Here is a 15,828-nt window from a genome sequence, read left to right as displayed (position 1 = left end):
GAGCTCAGCCGAACTGCTGCTCCAGGTCGGCCAGCTTGCGCTCCAGGGAGTCGAGCCTGGGCAGCGTCTGGGTGTCGTCCTCGGCGGTGAGGTCCACCGTCCGGGACTCGCCCGTGCGCGGCTCAGCGCCCTTCACGGCTTGCAGGGAGGGCCGGTGTCGAAGCGGCAGCTGTCCGGGGTCCGCTATGGCGGGCTCCGCGACGGCGGCCTGCACCGGCGTCGCGGAGCCCGCACCCGTGCCGGTCCCCAGGGCCGACACCTCCACCTGACGGCCGCCCCCGCGCCCGAAGGCGCGGTGCTGCCGGTTGAGCGCCTTCAGCCGCGCCCGGTCCAGCTTCGCCTGCTCCCGCCTGCGGATCCGGTTGGCCTCCCGCTCCTTGCGGTCCTCGCGCACCTCGTCGACGGCCTCGTCCAGGGTCCGTACGCCTTCGAGGAGCATCAGCGACCAGGCGCCGAAGGTCTCCCGGGGCGCCCGCAGCCAGCGGACCATCCGGATCTGCGGCAGCGGCCTCGGGATCAGGCCCTGCTCGCGCAGCGCCGCCCGCCTGGTCTGCTTCAGCGCCCGGTCGAAGAGGACCGCCGCCGACAGGGACATCCCCGCGAAGAACTGCGGGGCCCCCGCGTGGCCCAGGCCGCGCGGGGCGTGCACCCAGTTGAACCAGGCCGCGGCCCCCGCGAACGTCCAGACCAGGAGGCGAGAGCCGAGGGCCGCGTCGCCGTGGCTGGCCTCGCGGACGGCGAGCACCGAGCAGAACATCGCGGCACCGTCGAGCCCGAACGGGACCAGGTACTCCCAGCCCCCGGTGAGGTTGAGGTTCTGCCGGCCGAAGCCGACGAGTCCGTGGAAGGAGAGCGCCGCGGCGACCGCCGCGCAGCAGAAGAGCAGGACGTACGAGGCGGTTCCGTAGACCGCCTCCTTGCGTCTGCGGCGTTCCTCGCTGCGCTCCCAGGAGTCGTCGGCCGCGGCCTGGTCACCGGCGCGCTTCCCGCGCGCGAGCACCGCCACCGCCGTCAGGACTCCCGCCACCATCACGCCGCCCGGAAGCAGCCAGTCCAGCGATATGTCGGTCAGTCTCATTGCGGTGTCCCTTGCCTCGCAGTAGTGCCTCGCAGTTAGGGCGATACGGCCGCCCATACTGGCCGACCCGATGGGGCGGGCACGGGGTTTCGGGACAAGAGCACGCCATCGGGGACGGACGGCATACGAATAGGTGCGATCTGGTCGAACTGGCAATCCATCGAGGGGAGTTGTGTTCGAACCACACCACCCCTGGGGGTGGCGTAAGGCCGACGCCCGGTCAGCCGGCCGCGGCGAGCCTGCGCACCCGCTCCGGGTCGGCGGTGCGCGGACAGGTGAGGCAGGTGTCCTCGGGGCGCAGGGTGTAGAAGAAGCAGCAGGTCGCCCGGTCGCGGGTGGAACGGCTCGCTCCGCAGGCATCGGCCGAGCCCTCCAGCTCGCGGAAGCCCGCGGCGCCCACGTACGGCTTGGCCGTGCCCGGCATGAGCAGCTCCAGCTCCGCCATCGCCCGGCCCTCCTCGCCGAGCAGTTCGCCGATGTACCAGAGCCCCTCGACGATCTCGTCCGTCACCATGCCCCACAGCGCCCGCCGGCCGCGGCGCATCCGCGGCCCGAACCCGGCCAGGAGCTCCTCGAAGTGCTCGCCGAGCGAGGCCCGCACCTCGGCCCGCAGCGCCTCCTCGTCCGGGACCACGCGGGCGCCGGGCAGGGTGGCGGCCGGGTCGTCGGGCAGGCAGGCGAACTCCTCGACCTTGACGGCGAGCCGCCCCAGGGCGCGCTGGAAGGCCACGTTGCGCGCGGGCAGCCGGGGGACCCGGCGGTGCAGGAACCAGGGGAGCGTCACCAGCAGGCAGGCGGGCCAGGCGTACCGGTGGAGGCCGAAGCTCGCGACCACGTCGGGGCGGGCCGAGCGCCCGTAGTCGCGCCGCACCTGCGTCTCGTCCCAGGCGAGGAAGGCGTCCAGGGCGGCGCCGCCGGCCCCCAGCTCGTCCGCGCCGACCCAGCCCGTGCCGCACGGCATCCGTTCGTCCCGGCCGCGTTCGTCGACGCGCAGACCGGAGAAGACCTCGCCGAGCCGGGCGTAGGAGGCCGCGACGGGCGAGGCGGGAGCAGACGTCAGCAGTGTGGGGACGGCCATACGGGACCACCGAATCGCGATCGTTAGCAGGTTAGCCTTACCTTACCCGATACGCATGGTGTTTGAACTGCGACGCCGTCCGCCTATCGTGCACGGGGGACCCCGGCACCGCGAGCCGGGCCCGGCACCAAAGCGCAGGAGGACCCGGGTGGAGCAGGGCAGCACGCGCGGGCGGACCACGGACCGCTCGGCCGCGCCGCCGTACGGCGACGCGGCGAGGGTCCCCGAACAGACCCGCACCCACGACGTCCGCGGCGAACACACCCACGGCGAGGACCCCGCCCCCGGCCTGGCCCCGCGCGGGGTCCGCCGGCACTCGGTCCGCGGCCAGATCCTCGAAGCCCTGCGCACCGCCCTGGTGGGCGGCGAACTCGTCCCCGGCGAGGTCTACTCCGCCCCCGCCCTCGGCGAGCGCTTCGGCGTCTCGGCGACCCCGGTGCGCGAGGCCATGCAGCAGCTCGCGACCGAGGGCGCCGTCGAGGTGGTGCCCAACCGCGGCTTCCGGGTCACCGAACGCACCCCCCGCGAACTCGCCGAGCTCGCCGAGATCCGCGCGCTCATCGAGGTCCCCGTCATGCTCCGCCTCGCGCGCACCGTCCCGGCCGCCCGCTGGGCCGAACTCCGCCCGCTCGCCGAGGCCACCGGGGCCGCCGCCGCCCGGGGCGACCGCGCCCACTACGCGGAGGCCGACCGGGCCTTCCACCGTGCCGTCCTCGCCCTGGCGGGCAACCAGCAGCTCCTCGTCATCGCCGACGACCTCCACCGCCGCTCCCAGTGGCCCCTCGTGAGCGCCCCCGCCACGCGGCACGGCGAACTGGTCGCGGACGCCGCCGAGCACAGCGCCCTGCTCGACGCCCTGATCGCCCAGGACCTGCAGGTCGTCTCCTCGCTCGTACGGGAGCATTTCGCGGGAGCGCAGGACTGACGACTGGAGCGCCGTGGGCGACTAAGGTCGACAACGTCAGCACGACACCCGTCGCGACCGCGCCGACCGAGAGGTGCCCATGCCGTCCGTCCGCGCGGAGCTCCCCGGGGCCTCGGCCCTGCTCGGCTGGCTCACCGACCCCGAGGCCCCGCGCCTCTGCCTCGTCACCGAAGCCCCCGGCCTGCTCGACTGGCTCGCGGCGCAGGGCCCCCGCGCCGGGGGCCGCCGCCGCACCGCCCGCGCCCTCGTCCCGCTGACCGGCCAGACCGCCCTGGGCACCACGTGGGCGACAGCCGCCCACCTCGGCGTGGTGGCGACGTCCCCCGCCGACCTGGTCCGCGTCCTCGCGACCACCGAGACGGGCCGGACCCCCCGCACGGTCCTGCTCCTCCCCTCCCTCCACGCCGCCGCCGAACCCACCCGGATCGCCGAGCTGCTGCGGGACCTGGCCACCCAGGGCCGGATCCGCGTGGTGGTCGAGACGCGCGAGGGCACCCCCGAGCACACGATCCTCACCGAGGCCCGCGTCACGGTGGTCGACGCGGCACAGGCCACCGAGCCCGAACCGCCCCCCGCTACGGAAGCCGCCCCGCCCGACCTCTCCGACCCCCTCGCCGTCATCGCCGCCGACCCCTACCGGGTGACCGCCGGATACCTCGCCGACCCCGAGGACCGCCACGGCGGCCTGCGCCCGGCCTGGCTGCGCGCCGGACAGGCGCTCTGCGCCGCCCGCACCCCGGCGGACCGGGCCCTGGCCCTCCTCGCGGCCCTGGGCGACGGCGCCGACCCGAGACTCGGACCCGCGCTGGCTGCGGCCGCGGAGCCGGCGCCCTGGCGGGTGCGGTGGAGCAGGGTCGCCGGGGACGTGGCCCCGCCCTGGCCGGGCCCGGTCGCCGCACTCGCCGTACAGGGCGGGACCGTGCTCGCGGCGGACCTGGCCGGCACCGTACGCCTGCTCGGCGCGGCCGACGCGCGCCCGCTCGGCCGCCTGGACCACCCCGTCACGGGCCGGGTGACGGCCCTGGCCCCCGCACCCGACGGCACGGTCCTGCTCCTCGACGAACGCGGCCGACTGCACGCGGTGCCGGGCAGGAACCCCCGCCCGCCCTACCTCCAGCGCCTCACCGAGGCGGTGTCGGCGACGCTGACCCGGCACCCGGGCACGGCCCTCGCCGCGATCTCCGGCTCCGTGGTCGTGGGCGACCGCCTGGGCTCCGTCCACGCCTTCGGCCTGACCGGCCTGCACCAGGCGGCCCTGCACAGCGGCAGGGTGACGGCGGTCGCCGCGGTGGAGTCGGAGACCCCGTTCGTGTGCAGCGGCGGCATTGACGGGACGGTCCGCCGCTGGACCCCCGGCAAGGACCCGGACCCGACCCCCCTGGCCGAGCGCGCGTCCCCCGTGGTCTCCCTCCACGCGGCGGAGACCCCGTACGGCCCGTTCGTGGCGGTGGCCTGGGCCGACGGGGCGGTGGAGTTCCGCGGACTGGAGACGGCGGACCACCTGACCTTCCGCCCCGGCCCACCCGTACGAGCGGTGGCGGTGACCCAGGACGCGGCCCTGCTGACAGGCCTGGACGAGTCAGTGATCCGCCTGGACCGAACCACCCCCACCTGACCAGACCCACCCACCCACCTGCCACCCACCCACCCACCTGCCACCCACCCACCCACCTGACCACCCACACTCCCCCCCGCTCTCCCTCCTCGCTCCCGGTTGACGGGCGCCGGACGGGAGCGGGGGACGGGGAGGGGGTCGCGTTCGGGACGTGAAGCGTGATTTGTGGCGCGGAACAGCGAGCTTCACGTGACTACTCCCCGTCCCGCGCCGTAAATCATGCAGTCCCGAATGCGACCCCCTCCCCGGCCCGCGCGGCACCCACCCCTCAGATCGCCGGCCGAGGAGTCAGCTGCGCGGCCAGCCAGGTGGGGACGCCGCCGAGCAGCCGGAACAGCCGCTCCGCCTCGGCCCGCAGGCGCCCCGCCTCCGGCTCGGTCTCGGCCTCGGCGAGCGAGGCGAGCGCCGGAGCGGTACCGACGAGGTACCCCAACTCCTCACGGATCCGCAGCGATTCGGCGAACCCGTGCCGAGCCTCGGCCAACTCGCCCTCTCTCAGGGCGAGTCCGGCGAGATGCCGCCAGGTGAACGAGAGCAGCAGCGAGTCGCCATGGGCGGTGGCCCCCGCGTGGGCCCGCCGGTAGGCGGCCCGGGCGGCCTGCGGCGACTCCCCGAGGTTCTGCGCGATGAGCCCCCGCCGGAAGTCGAGAAGCGCCCGCCCGGCCGAGTCGGGAGGGACCAGCGCCGCGGCCCGCCCCAGCGCCGCGCGGGCCTCGTCGACCCGGTCCCGTACGCCCAGCAGGGTCGAGGCGTACGCCAGATAGCCCCGCTCGCACGCCGCCGCCCCCCGCTCCTCGTCGGTCCGGGCCACCGCCTCGGCCGCCCGGAGGGCCTCCTCCGCGTCGCCCCAGCCCTGCTCGGTGTAGAGACACCGTTCGATCAGCAGGGCCGCCCGCTCCAGGGCCGCGGCGGGCTCCGTCGCGCGTGGGGCGAGCAGTTCGGCCGCGTCCGTCCAGCAACCGCGGGAGCGGAGTCTCCAGACCGCGGTCTCCAGTGGGGTTCCCCGGCCGTACGCCACATTGCCCTCCCCGAGCGCGCCATCGAGCTGTGAGTAGGACGGCATCTCAGCACGGACGCGGGGCCGGGGCATAGGGGTCGGGTGAAAGAATTCACAAGGAGAGCGACCGGTAAGTGCGGCCCGGACAGGGAAAGGGGCGGCATGACCTGCCGCCCCGTCAGTTCCCGTGATCACCCGAAGAGATGAACCGTCAGCTCATCCGCAGGGCGAGGAAGAAGTCGAGCTTGTCCTCGAGCCGGGAGAGATCCCGCCCGGTGAGCTGCTCGATCCGCCCGACCCGGTACCGCAGCGTGTTCACGTGCAGGTGCAGCCGGGTGGCGCAGCGGGTCCAGGACCCGTCGCAGTCCAGGAAGGCCTCCAGCGTCGGGATGAGCTCGGCCCGGTGCCGCCGGTCGTAGTCGCGCAGAGGGTCGAGCAGTCGCGCGGTGAAGGCCCGCCGGACGTCGTCCGGAACGAACGGCAGCAGCAGCACGTGCGAGGCGAGCTCGTGGTGCCCGGCGGCGCATACCCGCCCCGGGCGGGCGGCGGCGACCCGGCGGGCGTGCCGGGCCTCCTCCAGGGCGCCGCGCAGCCCCTCCGCCGAGTGGACGGCGGCGCTCACGCCCAGGGTGAGCCGGCCGTCGTCGGAGAGCCCGGCGGAGAGCGGGGCGCGCACGGCGGCGAGCAGCGCGTCGGCGTGCAGGCCGAGCGCGACGGCCGGCGGCTCGTCCTCGCTGTCCGGGAGCGGCGCGGCGGCCAGCGGGACCAGGGCGATGGCCTCGTCGCCGCTGTGGGCGACGGCGATCCGGTCGGAGGAGTCGGCGCCGGAGCTCGCGGGGTCGACCAGGATCTCCTCCAGGAGCGCCTGGGCGACGGGCCCGCTGCCGACGCCCTGGCCCTGCCCGCCGGCCGCGGTCTCGTCCCACTCGACCCGGGCCACCACGACCTGCCAGTGCGGGGCGCTGCCGAGCCCGGGCAGCAGCACGGGGGCCGCGACCCGCAGCCTGGCGGCGATCTCGGCGGGGGCGGCGCCCGTCTGGACCAGCTCCAGGATCTCCTGGGCGAGCCGGCGCCGTACCGTACGCGCGGCGTCGCGGCGGTCGCGCTCCACGGCGATCAGCTGGGTGACGCCCTGCAGCAGGTCGAGCCGGGCCGCCGGCCAGTCGCCGGCGTCGGCCTCGACGGCGAGCAGCCAGTCGGACAGGACGGTCTCGCGGACGTCGCGCGCGGCGGGGGCGGCGCCGCGCCCGGTGTTGCGGATCGGGAAGAGCGAGTAGGTGCTTCCGCCGAGGTTGAGCCGGTGCGGCCCGCGACGCCCGGTGCGGGTGGCGGCGAGGTGCTCGCCGGCCAGGGTGGCGGCGAGGGAGGGCTCCAGGGGCTCCCCGGCGCCGGCGATCTGGCGACCGGTGGGGGAGAGGACCCAGGCGCGAAGGTCCAGGTCGGAGCCCAGCAGATCGAGCACGACCTCGGGCCCGCCCCCGGCCGGCCCGGAGGTCATGAGCCGCCGGTGCCGGTCCACGACGGCGGCGAGGTCCCCGGCCCGCTCGCCGGAGACCTGTCGAACAACATGCTCGGTGATCGTCGCGAAAGCAACGGATTCGTTTACTGCAAACAGGGGAAGCCGGTGGCGTGAACACGCCTGTACGAGGTCGTCCGGGATGTCGCCGAGCTCGGCCTCACCGGCGGCCAGCGCGGCCACCCCGGCCGAGGCGAGGATCCGCACGAAGGGCTCGGCGTCGGCCGGCTCGCGCAGCCAGGCGAGGCCGGTGAGGACCAGCTCGCCCCCCGACAGATACCGGCTGGGGTCCTTGAGGTCCGTCGTCATCACGCCACGGACGGTGCGGTCCAGCTCCTCGTCGCCGCCGAGCAGGCGCAGCCCCAGCGCGTCGTTCTCCAGCAGTGCGCGCAGCCGCATGATGTCGCCGCCGTTCCTTCTCTTGGGTGTCGCGTTGTCGCCGGTGGCGTGGTGCCACCGTTTCCAGGGGAAAACGGAGAGGTTTCTGCTTCCCGCCTTTCGTTCGAATCTACAAGACGAGGATGGCAGCCAGCCAACTCCTTCATGTTTTCGGTGACTGCACCCGGGCGACACGGGCTTGTGTACTAGGCCACACACCGCGTTAACAGCACATGAAGAGATCGTCGAGGGCCGGCCGTCCCCCCGGGCCCGTACGGACGACCCCCCCGTTCACTAGAAGCACAAGAAGAGAGCCACCATGGACTTCCTTCGCCCCGCCAGCTGGGAGGAGGCGCTCGCCGCCAAGGCCGAGCACCCCACGGCCGTGCCCATCGCGGGTGGTACCGACATCATGGTCGAGATCAACTTCGACCACCGGCGTCCCGAGTACCTCCTGGACCTGAACCGTATCGAGCTGCTGCGCGAGTGGGAGGTCGGCGAGGAGAACGTACGCCTCGGGGCCTCCGTCCCGTACACGCAGATCATGGAGAACCTGCGCACGGAGCTCCCGGGTCTGGCGCTCGCCTCGCACACGGTGGCCTCCCCGCAGATCCGCAACCGCGGCGGCGTCGGCGGCAACCTGGGCACCGCGTCGCCCGCCGGTGACGCCCACCCGGCGCTCCTCGCGGCCGGTGCCGAGGTCGAGGTCGAGTCGGTGCGCGGCACCCGCTTCATCCCGATCGACGCGTTCTACACGGGCGTGAAGCGCAACGCGCTGGAGCCCGACGAGCTGATCAAGACCGTCCACGTGAAGAAGGCGGACGGCCCCCAGCAGTACTCCAAGGTCGGCACCCGCAACGCGATGGTCATCGCGGTCTGCGCCTTCGGCCTGGCGCTGCACCCGGAGACCCGCACCGTCCGGACCGGCATCGGCTCCGCCGCGCCCACCCCGATCCGCGCCAAGGAGGCCGAGGCCTTCCTGAACGCGGCACTGGAGGAGGGCGGCTTCTGGGACAGCGGCAAGATCATCACCCCCTCGATCGCGAAGCAGTTCGCCGAGCTGTGCTCGGGCGCCGCCAACCCGATCGACGACGTCCGTGGCACCGCCAAGTACCGCCGCCACGCCGTCGGCATCATGGCTCGCCGCCAGCTCGGCTGGACCTGGGAGCAGTACCGCGGCACCGGCCGCACGCTTGAGGGAGCTGCATAACCATGCGCGTCAATTTCACGGTCAACGGTCGTCCGCAGGAAGCCGACGACGTCTGGGAGGGCGAGTCCCTCCTCTACGTCCTGCGTGAGCGGATGGGGCTGCCCGGCTCCAAGAACGCCTGCGAGCAGGGCGAGTGCGGTTCCTGCACGGTCCGTCTGGACGGGGTGCCGGTCTGTTCCTGCCTGGTCGCCGCCGGCCAGGTCGAGGGCCGCGAGGTCGTCACGGTCGAGGGCCTGGCGGAGTTCGCCAAGGACCGCGCGGAGCACGGCGCCGGCCACGGCGGCTGCGCCTCGGGCGCCTGCGGCACCTCGCTCGACGAGGCCAAGAAGTGGCAGGCCCGCCCGACGCAGGACTCGCAGACCGGCGAGGGTGTCGAACTCTCCCCGATCCAGCAGGCGTTCATCGACGCGGGCGCCGTCCAGTGCGGCTTCTGCACCCCGGGTCTGCTGATCGCGGCCGACGAGCTCCTGGAGCGCCAGAGCGACCCGTCCGACCAGGACATCCGGGAGGCCCTCTCCGGCAACCTCTGCCGCTGCACGGGCTACGAGAAGATCCTCGACGCGGTCCGCCTGGCGGCCGCCCGTCAGGGAGAGGCGGTCTGACCATGGCGCAGAACACGCGCACCGTTCCGGCGGGCACGCCGACCAACGTCACCCAGAACCACGCCAAGGGCGGCATCGGCGAGTCCACGCTCCGCCCCGACGGCACCCTCAAGGTGACCGGCGAGTTCGCCTACTCCTCGGACATGTGGCACGAGGACATGCTGTGGGGCCAGACCCTGCGCTCCACGGTGGCCCACGCCGAGATCGTCTCCATCGACATCTCCGAGGCCGTCGCGATGTCCGGCGTCTACGCCGTGCTGACCTACGACGACCTGCCCTCCGAGGTGAAGAACTACGGCCTGGAGATCCAGGACACCCCCGTCCTGGCGCACGGCAAGGTACGGCACCACGGCGAGCCGGTGGCGCTGGTCGCCGCCGACCACCCGGAGACCGCCCGCCGCGCCGCCGCCAAGATCAAGATCGAGTACAGGGAGCTGCCCGTCGTCACCGACGAGGCCTCCGCGCTCGCTCCGGACGCGCCGCTGATCCACGAGGGCCGCGACGACCACCACTCGGGTCACGTCCCGCACCCGAACATCGTGCACCGCCAGCCGATCATCCGCGGCGACGTGGCGGCGGCCCGTGAGCGGGCCGACGTGATCGTCGAGGGCGAGTACGTCTTCGGCATGCAGGACCAGGCCTTCCTCGGCCCGGAGTCCGGCCTGGCCGTGCCCGCCGAGGACGGCGGCGTCGACCTCTACGTCGCCACCCAGTGGCTGCACTCGGACCTCAAGCAGATCGCCCCCGTCCTCGGCCTGCCCGAGGAGAAGGTGCGCATGACGCTCTCCGGCGTCGGCGGTGCCTTCGGCGGCCGCGAGGACATCTCGATGCAGATCCACGCCTGCCTCCTGGCGCTGCGCACCGGCAAGCCGGTCAAGATCGTCTACAACCGCTTCGAGTCCTTCTTCGGGCACGTGCACCGCCACCCGGCGAAGCTGCACTACGAGCACGGCGCCACCAAGGACGGCAAGCTCACCCACCTGAAGGCCCGGATCGTCCTCGACGGCGGCGCCTACGCCTCGGCCTCCCCGGCCGTCGTCGGCAACGCCTCCTCGCTCGGCGCCGGACCGTACGTGATCGACGACGTCGAGATCGAGGCCGTCGCCCTCTACACCAACAACCCGCCCTGCGGCGCCATGCGCGGCTTCGGCGCGGTCCAGGCGTGCTTCGCCTACGAGGCGCAGATGGACAAGCTGGCGGCCAAGCTGGGCATGGACCCGGTCGAGTTCCGCCGGATGAACGCCATGGAGCAGGGCACGGTCATGCCGACCGGCCAGGTCGTGGACTCGCCGGCCCCGGTCGCGGAGCTGCTGCGCCGGGTCAAGGCCCGCCCGATGCCGCCGGAGCGCCAGTGGGAGACCGCCGGCGAGGGCGCGGACGTCCGCGCGCTGCCCGGCGGCCTGTCCAACACCACGCACGGCGAGGGCGTCGTCCGCGGCGTCGGCTACGCGGTCGGCATCAAGAACGTCGGCTTCTCCGAGGGCTTCGACGACTACTCGACCGCCCGCGTGGTCCTCCAGGTCATCAACGGCGAGCCGGTCGCGATGGTCCACACGGCCATGGCCGAGGTCGGCCAGGGCGGTGTCACCGTGCACGCCCAGATCGCCCGCACGGAGCTCGGCGTCACGCAGGTGACCATCCACCCGGCCGACACCCAGGTCGGCTCCGCCGGTTCGACGTCCGCCTCCCGGCAGACGTACATGACCGGCGGCGCGGTGAAGAACACCTGCGAGGCCGTCCGCGAGAAGGTCCTGGAGATCGGCCGCCGCAAGAACGGCTCGTACCACCCCGCGTGGGCGACCGCCGAGCTGCTCCTGGAGGGCGGCAAGGTCGTCACCGACGGCGGCGAGGTGCTCGCGACCCTCGCGGACATCCTGGAGGGCGAGCAGCCGATCGACCTCGAACTCGAGTTCCGCCACCGTCCGACGGTGCCCTTCGACCTGGTCACGGGCCAGGGAGACGGTCACGTCCAGTACACCTTCGCCGCGCACCGCGCGGTGGTGGAGGTGGACACCGAGCTCGGCCTGGTCAAGGTCATCGAGCTCGCCACCGCGCAGGACGTCGGCAAGGCGCTCAACATGCTCTCCGTCGTCGGCCAGATCCAGGGTGGCACCACCCAGGGCCTGGGCGTCGCGGTGATGGAAGAGATCATCGTGGACCCGAAGACCGCGAAGGTGCGCAACCCCTCCTTCACGGACTACCTGATCCCCACGATCCTCGACACGCCGACCATCCCGGTCGACGTCCTCGAACTGGCCGACCCCAACGCGCCGTACGGCCTGCGGGGACTCGGCGAGGCCCCGACCCTGTCGTCCACCCCGGCCGTCCTCGCGGCGATCCGGAACGCGACGGGCCTGGAGCTCAACAAGACGCCGGTCCGCCCCGAGGCGCTCACCGGCACCCTGTAGGACCTCTCCGGACGGTGCGTGCCTCCCAGGAACGTCACACTTCCCAGCCCGCACCGTCCGGGGACACGGCAGTACAGCAGCACACGCAGCACACGCAGTACTCGGTAGTACCCCGTTCGCCTCGGGCCGTCCCCCGGGTCGTGCAGCCAACGTGATTTCCCAAATCCCGCAGCTTCACAGATCAGAACACCTTCGAAGTCTGATGCGGGTGCCCCTTTGAACCTTGGGAGTAGGCCCCATGACCCAGTCGTCAGTGGAGCCCAAGACCACGGCCGAGGACGCGGGCAACGGCTCGCGCAACCCCGCCGGCAGGTCTTGGCTCGACCGGTACTTTCACATCTCGGAGAGAGGATCCACCGTCGCGACGGAGATCCGCGGCGGCGTCACCACCTTCATGGCGATGGCGTACATTCTCCTGCTCAACCCCCTGATCCTGAGCGGCAAGGACGTCGACGGCAACGTCCTCAGCCAGCCCGCGCTGATCACCGCGACGGCGCTCTGCGCGGCCGCGACCACTCTCCTGATGGGCTTCTGGGGCAAGGTCCCGCTCGCCCTCGCCGCGGGACTGAGCGTCTCCGGCGTCATGGCCTCGCAGGTCGTGCCGGTCATGACTTGGCCGCAGGCCATGGGCATGTCGGTCGCGTACGGTGCCGTGATCTGTCTCCTGGTGGTCACCGGCCTCCGCGAGATGATCATGAACGCGATACCCCTCGCGCTCAAGCACGCCATCACCATCGGCATCGGTCTCTTCATCGCGATCATCGGCTTCGTGAAGGCCGGCTTCGTCCACGAGAACCCCGCCCCCGGCGGCGGTCCCGTCACCCTCGGCCCGGCCGGTGAGCTCGAAGGCTGGCCCGTCCTGATCTTCGCCCTCACCCTGCTGCTGATCTTCGCCCTGCAGTCCCGGAACATCCCCGGCGCCATCCTCATCGGCATCGTCGCCGGCACCGGCGTGGCCGCCCTCCTCAACGCGGTCGCCGACATCCCGGCCAAGGCCTGGTTCTCCGGCGCCCCCGAGCTGAACGGCAGCGCCGTCTCCGCCCCGGACTTCTCGCTCATCGGCGACGTGTCCTTCAGCGGCTGGGGCGACGTCGGCTACATCACCATCACCATGATCGTCTTCACCCTGGTGCTGGCCGGCTTCTTCGACGCCATGGCGACCATCCTGGGCGTCGGCACCGAGGCCAAGCTCGCCGACGACAAGGGCCGCATGCCGGGCCTGTCCAAGGCGCTGTTCATCGACGGTGCCGGCGGCATCCTCGGCGGCGCGGGCGGTGCCTCGGGCCAGACGGTCTTCGTCGAGTCCGCCACCGGCGTCGGCGAGGGCGCCCGTACCGGCCTGGCCTCCGTGGTCACCGGCGCGTTCTTCGCCCTGTGCCTCTTCTTCACGCCGCTCACCGCGATCGTCCCGCAGGAGGTCGCCGCCGCGGCCCTGGTCGTCATCGGCTCGATGATGATGCAGAACGCCAAGCACGTCGACTGGAGCGACCGCTCCGTCGCGATCCCGGTGTTCCTCACCGTGGTCCTGATGCCCTTCACGTACACCATCACCACCGGTGTCGCGGCCGGCGTCATCTCCTACGCGGTCATCAAGAGCGCGCAGGGCAAGGCGAGGGAGGTCGGCGGCTTCATGTGGGCGCTGACGGCCGTCTTCGTCGTCTACTTCGCGATCCACCCGATCGAGAGCTGGCTGGGCGTCGGCTGACGACGCCCGTAACGTCGCCCTCCACACAACAATCCGAGGAGTTCGAGATGCTGGACATCGCCGAAGAGCTGCACCGGTGGGTCGAGCAGGGACGCGAGTTCGCCGTCGCCACCGTGGTGGCGGTCGGCGGGAGCGCGCCCCGGCAGCCGGGCGCCGCACTCGCCGTCGACAGCGACGGCACGGCGATCGGATCCGTCTCCGGCGGATGTGTGGAGGGCGCCGTCTACGAGCTGTGCCGGCAGGCGCTGGAGGACGGCCGCACGGTCGTCGAGCGCTTCGGCTACAGCGACGAGGACGCCTTCGCGGTCGGCCTGACCTGCGGCGGCATCATCGACATCCTCGTCACCCCGGTCCGCGGCGGGGTCTACCCCGCCGCGCTCGCCGCCGCCACCACGGGGGAGGCGGCGGCCCTCGCCAGGATCGTCGACGGACCCGAGGACCTGATGGGCCGGGCGCTCCTGGTCCACCCCGACGGCTCGTACGAGGGCCTCCTCGGCGGCCACCCCGAGCTCGACCGCACCGCCGCCGCCGAGGCCCGCGCGATGCTGGACGCCGGCCGCACCGGGACCGTGGAGATCGGCGAGGACGGCAGCCGCTGCGGACAGCCGCTGACCCTCCTCGTGGAGTCCTCCGTCCCCGCCCCGCGCATGATCGTCTTCGGAGCCATCGACTTCGCCTCCGCACTGGTCCGGGTCGGCAAGTTCCTCGGCTACCACGTCACCGTCTGCGACGCCCGCCCGGTCTTCGCCACCGAGCTGCGCTTCCCCGAGGCCGACGAGATCGTCGTCGCCTGGCCGCACCGCTACCTGGCGTCCACCGAGGTCGACGCCCGCACGGTGCTGTGCGTCCTCACCCACGACGCCAAGTTCGACGTCCCGCTGCTCCAGGCGGCGCTCAGGCTCCCCGTCGCGTACGTCGGCGCCATGGGCTCCCGCCGCACCCACGAGGACCGCAACAAGCGGCTGCGCGAGGTCGGCGTCACCGAGCTCGAACTCGCCCGGCTGCGCTCCCCGATCGGCCTCGACCTCGGCGCCCGTACGCCGGAGGAGACCGCGCTGTCCATCGGCGCGGAGATCGTCGCCAACCGCCGCGGCGGCAGCGGAGCCGCGCTCACCGGGGCGCACACCCCGATCCACCACGACGGCCCGCGGGAACCGCTGGGCCGGATCGGCTCGGTGGCCTGAGCCTCACGGCCTGCTAGAGCGCGAGGGCACGGAGGTGGGCGCAGGCCGCCGCCTCCGTCGCGTGCCGGGCCACCGGGTGGTGGGCGCCGCGCTCGTACACGCCGGTCTCCCAGCCGGCCCCGTCCGGCGAGGCCCGCAGATAGACGAAGTCCGGCGGGGTGGGCGCGGGCTCGTGCGCGCCCTCGATCCAGTAGAGCTCGTCGGGCACCCCGGCCTCCCGGAGTGCCCGTGCGAGCCGTGCGCGTGCGGTCACGCGTCCAGACGTACCAGATAGCCGTTGTCGAGCAGCCACTTGACGTTGAGCCGCTGCCCGTCGCCCGGGTTCAGGAAGGCCGCGTCCAGCTTGATCTGGCGGCCGCCGCCGGGCTGCTCGAACCAGGGGGCGATGGAGCCCTCCCAGACCACGAACTCCCTCGTCACCTCGTACAGGTGGTAGTCGCAGACGAAGGCCGCCTCGCGGGTGTTGAGGTTCTGCGGGGGCAGCGCGCGCTTGGCGTAGGCGTCGCCGGCGGGAGCCAGGTAGGAGCCGTACTCGGAGCCGAACCGGTCGAGCCGCTCGCCCTCCTCCAGCAGCTCGGGCGCCTTGTCGACGTGCCCGTTGACCTCGCCGAAGCCGTCGTTCGGCGGGTACTTCCAGCTGCCGGTGTCGGCCGGGCCCTCCCAGTACTTCTTGAGGAAGTCGGCGGAGGAGAGCCGGCCGATGCGGTGGTAGTTCCTCAGCAGCGGGCCGACGGGCTGCTGCCACTTCTTCGGCAGGTACTTCGGCCCGAGCCGCTTGTCGCCCTCGAACTCGCCGGTGCACGGCTCGTGCGGCGCGGCCTTCGCCCGGGGCGCGGGGGCGTGGGCGGGGGCGGTCTCGGCCGCGGCGGGCGCGGTGGCGAGGGCGGCGGTGACGCCGAGGGCGGCGAGAACGGCCCGGATTCTCAGGGCGGTACGGCTGCGCTCCACGCGGAGGTCTCCTCAGGACGGGGACGGACGGCATGCGCGGCACACGGTAGTGGATCATCAGCGCAGAGTGATCGAACCGGGGCGGGATCCGGCCATGTCCGGCCCTCGGGGCGGCGGCGACCGGGGGCGCGCCCGGTCGCGGACCCCGCGCCCCGCCCGGAACCCCCGGGCGCCGACCTCGAAC

At 73.2% G+C, this 15,828-nt stretch carries 13 protein-coding genes; 7 read left to right on the top strand and 6 right to left on the bottom strand.

Annotation, left to right across the window (positions count from 1 at the left end):
• Positions 1-4: 4 nt before the first annotated feature.
• Both ABD981_RS34950 and ABD981_RS34945 read right to left on the bottom strand, forming a co-directional pair.
• A complete protein-coding gene (locus tag ABD981_RS34950) occupies positions 5-1,078 on the bottom strand; it encodes a DUF2637 domain-containing protein (protein ID WP_046908396.1) in 1,074 nt (357 codons plus the stop codon).
• A 220-nt stretch (positions 1,079-1,298) separates the two neighbouring features.
• Positions 1,299-2,156, bottom strand: coding sequence for a (2Fe-2S)-binding protein (locus tag ABD981_RS34945; protein WP_046908397.1), 858 nt, complete (start codon positions 2,154-2,156; stop codon positions 1,299-1,301).
• A 148-nt stretch (positions 2,157-2,304) separates the two neighbouring features.
• Between ABD981_RS34945 and ABD981_RS34940 the strand changes: the two genes are divergently transcribed.
• Together ABD981_RS34940 and ABD981_RS34935 are read left to right on the top strand one after the other, a co-directional pair.
• On the top strand, positions 2,305-3,081 hold the full coding sequence (locus ABD981_RS34940) for a GntR family transcriptional regulator (RefSeq protein ID WP_046908398.1): 777 nt from the start codon (positions 2,305-2,307) through the stop codon (positions 3,079-3,081).
• A 79-nt stretch (positions 3,082-3,160) separates the two neighbouring features.
• Positions 3,161-4,696: a WD40 repeat domain-containing protein gene (locus tag ABD981_RS34935; protein WP_046908399.1), complete on the top strand. Its 1,536-nt coding sequence runs from the start codon at positions 3,161-3,163 to the stop codon at positions 4,694-4,696.
• A gap of 268 nt (positions 4,697-4,964) precedes the next feature.
• On the opposite strand, the gene ABD981_RS34930 is transcribed toward ABD981_RS34935, so the two are convergent.
• Both ABD981_RS34930 and ABD981_RS34925 read right to left on the bottom strand, forming a co-directional pair.
• Positions 4,965-5,759: a hypothetical protein gene (locus ABD981_RS34930; protein ID WP_240495491.1), complete on the bottom strand. Its 795-nt coding sequence runs from the start codon at positions 5,757-5,759 to the stop codon at positions 4,965-4,967.
• Positions 5,760-5,904: 145 nt separating this feature from the next.
• Positions 5,905-7,608: a PucR family transcriptional regulator gene (locus tag ABD981_RS34925; RefSeq protein ID WP_046912227.1), complete on the bottom strand. Its 1,704-nt coding sequence runs from the start codon at positions 7,606-7,608 to the stop codon at positions 5,905-5,907.
• A gap of 298 nt (positions 7,609-7,906) precedes the next feature.
• On the opposite strand from ABD981_RS34925, the gene ABD981_RS34920 reads away from it, so the two are divergent.
• The 5 genes from ABD981_RS34920 (at position 7,907) to ABD981_RS34900 (ending at position 14,696) form a co-directional block, all read left to right on the top strand.
• Complete coding sequence (locus tag ABD981_RS34920) at positions 7,907-8,797, top strand: FAD binding domain-containing protein (RefSeq protein WP_046912226.1); 891 nt, start codon at positions 7,907-7,909, stop codon at positions 8,795-8,797.
• Positions 8,798-8,799: 2 nt separating this feature from the next.
• Positions 8,800-9,399: a (2Fe-2S)-binding protein gene (locus tag ABD981_RS34915; protein WP_046912225.1), complete on the top strand. Its 600-nt coding sequence runs from the start codon at positions 8,800-8,802 to the stop codon at positions 9,397-9,399.
• Positions 9,400-9,401: 2 nt separating this feature from the next.
• Positions 9,402-11,807: a xanthine dehydrogenase subunit D gene (pucD, locus tag ABD981_RS34910; RefSeq protein ID WP_046912224.1), complete on the top strand. Its 2,406-nt coding sequence runs from the start codon at positions 9,402-9,404 to the stop codon at positions 11,805-11,807.
• 238 nt (positions 11,808-12,045) lie between these two features.
• On the top strand, positions 12,046-13,512 hold the full coding sequence (locus tag ABD981_RS34905) for an NCS2 family permease (RefSeq protein ID WP_046912223.1): 1,467 nt from the start codon (positions 12,046-12,048) through the stop codon (positions 13,510-13,512).
• A gap of 47 nt (positions 13,513-13,559) precedes the next feature.
• The gene (locus ABD981_RS34900; protein ID WP_046912222.1) at positions 13,560-14,696 is read left to right on the top strand and encodes an XdhC family protein; all 1,137 of its coding nucleotides are present in this window, start codon (positions 13,560-13,562) and stop codon (positions 14,694-14,696) included.
• A gap of 13 nt (positions 14,697-14,709) precedes the next feature.
• On the opposite strand, the gene ABD981_RS34895 is transcribed toward ABD981_RS34900, so the two are convergent.
• Positions 14,710-14,949, bottom strand: a complete 240-nt coding sequence (locus ABD981_RS34895; protein ID WP_046912221.1) for a hypothetical protein — start codon at positions 14,947-14,949, stop codon at positions 14,710-14,712.
• A complete protein-coding gene (locus tag ABD981_RS34890; protein WP_240495490.1) occupies positions 14,946-15,644 on the bottom strand; it encodes a TNT domain-containing protein in 699 nt (232 codons plus the stop codon). Before ABD981_RS34890 ends, ABD981_RS34895 begins: the two co-directional genes overlap by 4 nt.
• Positions 15,645-15,828: the final 184 nt, after the last annotated feature.

The organism is Streptomyces showdoensis (assembly GCF_039535475.1).
GTDB lineage: Bacteria > Actinomycetota > Actinomycetes > Streptomycetales > Streptomycetaceae > Streptomyces > Streptomyces showdoensis.
Note: the sequence above shows the minus strand (reverse complement) of the source record. Positions and strands in the feature narration are given on the sequence as shown.

Bases quoted from the DNA above. Each gene is read 5' to 3' on its own strand.
- ABD981_RS34930 (WP_240495491.1), bottom strand. From the start codon at position 5,759: ATGCCGTCCTACTCACAGCTCGATGGCGCGCTCGGGGAGGGCAATGTG.
- ABD981_RS34935 (WP_046908399.1), top strand. From the start codon at position 3,161: ATGCCGTCCGTCCGCGCGGAGCTCCCCGGGGCCTCGGCCCTGCTCGGC.
- ABD981_RS34900 (WP_046912222.1), top strand. From the start codon at position 13,560: ATGCTGGACATCGCCGAAGAGCTGCACCGGTGGGTCGAGCAGGGACGC.
- ABD981_RS34945 (WP_046908397.1), bottom strand. From the start codon at position 2,156: ATGGCCGTCCCCACACTGCTGACGTCTGCTCCCGCCTCGCCCGTCGCG.
- ABD981_RS34915 (WP_046912225.1), top strand. From the start codon at position 8,800: ATGCGCGTCAATTTCACGGTCAACGGTCGTCCGCAGGAAGCCGACGAC.
- ABD981_RS34950 (WP_046908396.1), bottom strand. From the start codon at position 1,078: ATGAGACTGACCGACATATCGCTGGACTGGCTGCTTCCGGGCGGCGTG.
- ABD981_RS34905 (WP_046912223.1), top strand. From the start codon at position 12,046: ATGACCCAGTCGTCAGTGGAGCCCAAGACCACGGCCGAGGACGCGGGC.
- ABD981_RS34925 (WP_046912227.1), bottom strand. From the start codon at position 7,608: ATGCGGCTGCGCGCACTGCTGGAGAACGACGCGCTGGGGCTGCGCCTG.
- ABD981_RS34920 (WP_046912226.1), top strand. From the start codon at position 7,907: ATGGACTTCCTTCGCCCCGCCAGCTGGGAGGAGGCGCTCGCCGCCAAG.
- pucD (WP_046912224.1), top strand. From the start codon at position 9,402: ATGGCGCAGAACACGCGCACCGTTCCGGCGGGCACGCCGACCAACGTC.